This is a genomic window from Mycobacterium sp., from assembly GCF_049281135.1.
GTDB lineage: Bacteria > Actinomycetota > Actinomycetes > Mycobacteriales > Mycobacteriaceae > Mycobacterium.
This window is the reverse complement of sequence record NZ_JBAPRN010000106.1, coordinates 1-5,337: the sequence shown is the minus strand read 5'-3', so window position 1 is coordinate 5,337 and position 5,337 is coordinate 1. Positions and strand designations below refer to the sequence as shown.

The following is a 5,337-nucleotide window of genomic DNA, read 5'->3' as shown; positions in this document are numbered from 1 at the left end:
GCACCGGCGCGTGCCTGCAGCCCCTCGGCCACCGCCGAGGCGATCACCTTGGTCAGCAGGGCCGCCGAGCGGATCGCGTCGTCGTTGCCCGGGATCGGGTAGTCGACCAGGTCGGGGTCGCAGTTGGTGTCCAGGATCGCGATGACCGGGATACCCAGCTTGCGAGCCTCACCGACCGCGATGTGCTCCTTGTTGGTGTCGACGACCCAGACCGCCGACGGAACCTTCGCCATGTCCCGGATACCGCCCAGGCTGCGCTCCAGCTTGTTCTTCTCGCGGGTCAGACCCAGGATTTCCTTCTTGGTGCGGCCCTCGAAGCCACCGGTCTGCTCCATCGCCTCGAGCTCCTTGAGCCGCTGCAGGCGCTTGTGCACGGTCTGGAAGTTGGTCAGCATGCCACCCAGCCAGCGCTGATTGACGTACGGCATACCCACCCGGGTCGCCTCGTCGGCGATGGATTCCTGCGCCTGCTTCTTGGTGCCGACGAACAAGACCGTGCCGCCATGGGCGACGGTCTCTTTGACGAACTCGTACGCCTTGTCGATGAAGGTCAGCGTCTGCTGCAGATCGATGATGTAAATGCCGTTGCGGTCGGTGAAGATGAACCGCTTCATCTTGGGGTTCCAGCGACGGGTCTGATGCCCGAAGTGCGTGCCGCTGTCAAGCAGCTGCTTCATGGTTACTACGGCCATGCGTATGCCTTTGTGTGTCGGTTGTCGCCCAGCGACGGGTGAAGCCGGGCCCTGGCGGCTGCTGCGATGCCGGACCCGCTGTTGGACGGGACCGCCGGCACGCGGTGCGAACCTCCTAGTGGAACGGGAGACGCGATGCAGACGCGCGAAGTCAGCTCGTAATTACGGGCTGCGCAGAGGAGTTTACACGCTTCGGCCAGGTGCTTTGTCCACAGCGCTGGCTGGCCGGTTTGCCGGCGTCGCGGTGAACTGACGAGATGCGATGGGCGGCGACGATCCTGGCCGCGACGCTGGTCTGCGCAGTCCCGGCCAGCGGCGATGTGGGCCGCCTGCGGTGGCCGCTACGGCCGCCACCGGCGGTGATGCGGGCCTTCGACGCCCCGTCGCCGAACTGGAACCGCGGCCATCGCGGGGTCGACCTCGCGGGCAGTCCTGGCCAGCCGGTCTATGCCGCGGGCGCCGCGACGGTGGTGTACGCCGGAACGCTGGCCGGTCGCGAGCTGGTATCGCTGGCCCACCCGGGCGGTTTGCACACCAGTTACGAGCCGGTCCGGGCCGTGGTACGGCCCGGGCAATCGGTGACCGCGGGGACGGCGATCGGTGAATTGCTGGCCGGACATCCGGGCTGTCCGGTCGTGGCGTGCTTGCATTGGGGTGCGATGTGGGGTCCGGCCGCCCGCGCCGACTACGTCGATCCACTGGGGCTGTTGGCGTCCACGCCAATGCGGCTGAAGCCGCTGCATCGATAGTCACAGCGGTCCCAGTCAGGTCGGGGCACGCTTTGTGCCCACCTCTGAGCGACTTTGTCGGGCCCGACGCCCTAACCGACCGAAATTTCGCTACCAGGCGGGCACATCGGGCCTCGGTCAGGCCCGCGGGTGCGCTTGGTCGTGCACCGCGCGCAGCCGCGCGACCGTCACATGGGTGTAGAGCTGCGTAGTGGCCAAGCTGGAATGGCCCAGCAATTCCTGTACGACGCGCAGATCAGCGCCGCCCTCGAGCAGGTGGGTGGCCGCGCTGTGCCGCAAACCGTGCGGTCCCATGTCAGGGGCGCCATCGACGGCGGCGATGGTCTGGTGCACCACGGTGCGAGCCTGTCGCACGTCCAGCCGCCGGCCCCGCGCCCCCAGCAACAAGGCAGGCCCGGATTCCGCGGCAACCAGGGCCGGGCGCCCGTCGGCCAACCAGGCGCGCAACGCATCGGCGGCCGGTTCCCCGAACGGGACGCTACGCTGCTTGTTGCCCTTACCCAGCACGCGCAGCAGCCGGTGCGCGTTGTCGATGTCGTCGATGTCCAGGCCACACAACTCGCTGACCCGGATGCCAGTGGCATAGAGCAACTCAACGATCAATCGGTCGCGTAAGGCCAGCGGATCACCTTGCTGAGAGCCGGATTTCGCAGCCGACATGGCGGCAAGCGCCTGATCTTGCCGCAACACCGCGGGCAGTGCCCGTCGCGCCTTGGGTACCCGCAGCCGGGTCGCTGGGTCCTCGGCCAGCAGCCCACGCCGCACCGCCCAGGCGGTGAACGACTTGACCGCCGACGTACGGCGCGCGAGCGTGGTCCGCGCCGCGCCGGCGCCTGCCCCGGCGGCCAACCACGACCGCAGGATTGGCAGGCTCAAACCTTGCAGGCCGGTGTCGGGCGCCCACTCGCTGAGGAACGTGAACAACGACCGCAGATCACCCAGGTACGCGCGGCGGGTATGCGCCGAGCGAAGGCGTTGCAGCTCCAGGTAGCTGTCGAATTCATCGAGGATCGCCTCCACCACCTCACGGTCGCAGAGACTGACGGCCCGGCTCAGGTGACGCGCCGCAGGGTGTCCGGAGTGAGATCTTTCAGCGTCGGGTAGCCGTCGACGGCCATCGTCAGGTCGGCTTCGGCCAGCAGCGACCGCAGGACGTGCACGATCCCGTCGACACCGCCGAGTGCCAGGCCGTAGGCGTAGGGCCGTCCGACCCCGACCGCGGTCGCACCCAGCGCCAGGGCTTTGACGACGTCGGCACCGCTGCGCACGCCAGAGTCGAACAGCACGGGCAAACCATCGGCGGCCTCCACCACGCCCGGCAGGCAATCCAGCGCGGGAAGCCCGCCGTTGGCCTGCCGCCCGCCGTGAGTCGAGCAGTAGATGCCGTCGACGCCACCGTCCCTGGCGCGACGGGCATCGTCAGGGTGGCAGATGCCTTTGACGAGCAGCGGCAGCTTGGTCAGCGAGCGCAGCCACGGCAGGTCGTCCCACGTCAGTGGATTGCCGAAGACCTGAATCCAGCGCAACACCGCGCCCTGCGGGTTCTCTTCGGGGCTTTGCGCCAGGCTCGCGCGGAAAACCGGGTCACTGGTGTAGTTGGACAGGCATTTTCCGCGCAGCTGCGGAAAATTCGACGTGCTCAGGTCACGCGGGCGCCAGCCGGTGACCCAGGTGTCCAGGGTGACGACGATGCCTTTGAAGCCGGCCGCCTCGGCGCGATGCACCAGGCTGGCGGCGAGGTCACGATCGGTCGGGGTGTAGAGCTGGAAGAACCCGGGGGTGTCGCCGAATTCGGCCGCGACGTCTTCGAGCGGGTCTTCGGTCAACGTCGACATCACCATGGGGACTCCGGTGCGGGCGGCCGCGCGCGCAGTCGCCAAGTCGCCGTGGCCGTCCTGCGCGCACAACGCGATCACTCCGATCGGCGCCATGAACAGCGGACTCGGCAACGTCAGCCCGAACAAGTCGATCGACAGATCCCGCTGTGCGGCACCGACGAACATCCGCGGGATCAGACCCCACTGCTGGAACGCCTCACAGTTGGCCCGCTGCGTGCGCTCGTCACCCGCCCCGCCGGCGACATACGACCAGATCGAAGGAGGCAGAGCCTTTTCGGCCTTGGCTTCCAGCTCCGCGAAAATCATCGGCAGCTTGGGCACGACTCCGGCCAAGCCCTGGAAATAGATCTCGTTCTGGTAGTCGCCGAATGCCATGCGATGAGCATGCCAGCCGGCGCTTGGGCTGACGAGGCCCTACTGGCTACCCGCTTCGGCGGCGGCGAGTTCCTTTTTCCATTGACGGAAGGTCTCTTCGGTACGGCCACGCCGCCAGTAACCCGATATGGACGCCCACTTCGCGTCGACACCATGCTCTTTGCGGATATAGGGCCGCAGGTTGTGCATGACCGCCTGGGCTTCACCGTGCACGAAGGCGTGCACCTGCCCGGGGAGCCAGTGTGCGGTCTTGACCGCTTCGACGAGCGGCGAGTGGTCGCCGGCTCGCTCCTCACCGACCAGATCGGCTCGGCCACCGCGGAGAATCCAGCTGATCTGCACGCCTTCCGGGGCGATCAGCGGGATCTCGTCCTCGGGTTCGGCGACCTCGATGAAGGCTTGGCCGATTGCATTGGCCGGCAACGCTTCCAGCGCAACGCTGATCGCCGGCAGCGCGGTCTCATCGCCGACCAGCAGGTGCCAGTCGGCCGCGGGGTCGGGCGCGTATGCCCCACTCGGTCCCATCAGATACATCGGATCTCCGGGCTTTGCCGATGCAGCCCACGGCCCGGCAGTCCCGTGCTCACCGTGCACCGCGATGTCGACGGCGATCTCACGCGCGGCCGGGTCAGCGCGCCGAACCGTGATCGTCCGCACCACCGGCTGTTTGGCGGGTGGCAACTCCGCAAAAGAGTCCAGCGTCAACGGTTGCGCCAGTCCCGCCACGTCGACGTCATCGGCCACGAACACCAGCTTGACGTAGGAGTCGGTGAACTCGCTCGGCGTGAAGGTGTCGAAACCGTTGCCGCCCAATACAACCCGGATCATGTGCGACGTGAGTTGTTCGGTGCGAACCACTTCGAAGGTGTGCACTGGTCGACCGGGCACCTGGTTCCTCTCGTTGAGCGCTGACCCATCGACTATACGAGTCGTCACGGCCCCAGCGGTTGCCCACGATTCCGGACGATGCGCCAGCAGCCGTCGTGACGCTCGGCCAGCCCGGCGATTTCCAGCATCGCCAGTGGCGCCAAGATCCGGGCGGGCTCGAGGGCAGCGGCGACGGCGATCTCGTCGACGCTGGCGGTTCCGCGTCCGGGCAGCGCCTCGTATACCCACCGCTCCTCGTCGCCCAAACCGTCGAGCGGGGTCGCCGGCCGAGCATCCTCTGACGCCAGCTCGCCGATGTTGCCGACCAACTCGACGATGTCCTCAGTGCGAGTGATCACCTCGGCGCCCGCCCGCAGCAACGCATGGCATCCGGTCGACGCCGACGAAGTCACCGGCCCGGGCACCGCGCCGACGACTCTGCCCAACGCCCGCGCCCAGGCAGCGGTGTTGGCTGCGCCGCTGCGCAAACCGGCCTCCACCACCACCGCCGCCCCGGCGCACGCGGCGACCAATCGGTTGCGGGTCAAGAACCGGTGCCGGGCCGGCCGCACCCCCGGCGGATATTCGGTGACCAGCAACCCGTCGCTGCCGATGCGATGCAACAACGCGGAATGCCCGGCGGGATAGGGAATGTCAAGCCCACCCGCCAGCACCGCGACGGTAACGCCGTCGGCTGCCAGGGCCGCGCGGTGGGCCGCGCCGTCGATGCCGTACGCCCCGCCGGAGATCACCGCGACATCGCGCTCGGCCAACCCGGTCGCTAGATCCGCCACCACCTGCTCGCCGTAACTGGTG

Annotated in this window: 5 protein-coding genes and 1 pseudogene; 1 reads left to right on the top strand and 5 read right to left on the bottom strand. The window is 68.0% G+C overall.

All coding sequences use genetic code 11. The features are described from left to right. On the bottom strand, nucleotides 1-692 hold a 692-nt coding region (rpsB, locus tag WAN02_RS04315), incomplete at its 3' end, for a 30S ribosomal protein S2 (protein ID WP_422262941.1). Nucleotides 693-988: 296 nt separating this feature from the next. On the opposite strand from rpsB, the pseudogene WAN02_RS04310 reads away from it, so the two are divergent. Continuing rightward, nucleotides 989-1,432 (top strand): annotated as a pseudogene (locus WAN02_RS04310) (M23 family metallopeptidase); the annotation flags it as partial. Nucleotides 1,433-1,558: 126 nt separating this feature from the next. On the opposite strand, the gene WAN02_RS04305 reads toward WAN02_RS04310, so the two are convergent. The 4 genes from WAN02_RS04305 to dprA all read right to left on the bottom strand — a co-directional run. Beyond that, nucleotides 1,559-2,461, bottom strand: a complete 903-nt coding sequence (locus WAN02_RS04305; RefSeq protein WP_422262940.1) for a tyrosine recombinase XerC — start codon at nucleotides 2,459-2,461, stop codon at nucleotides 1,559-1,561. A gap of 32 nt (nucleotides 2,462-2,493) precedes the next feature. After that, nucleotides 2,494-3,654 (bottom strand): lactate 2-monooxygenase, encoded by a 1,161-nt coding sequence (locus tag WAN02_RS04300; RefSeq protein ID WP_422262939.1) that lies wholly within the window; start codon nucleotides 3,652-3,654, stop codon nucleotides 2,494-2,496. Nucleotides 3,655-3,693: 39 nt separating this feature from the next. Next, a complete protein-coding gene (locus WAN02_RS04295) occupies nucleotides 3,694-4,542 on the bottom strand; it encodes a siderophore-interacting protein (protein WP_422262938.1) in 849 nt (282 codons plus the stop codon). A 44-nt stretch (nucleotides 4,543-4,586) separates the two neighbouring features. After that, on the bottom strand, nucleotides 4,587-5,337 hold a 751-nt coding region (gene dprA / locus WAN02_RS04290), incomplete at its 5' end, for a DNA-processing protein DprA (protein ID WP_422262937.1).

Coding starts and splice junctions, on each gene's coding strand:
- WAN02_RS04300 (WP_422262939.1), bottom strand. CDS start 3,654: ATGGCATTCGGCGACTACCAGAACGAGATCTATTTCCAGGGCTTGGCC.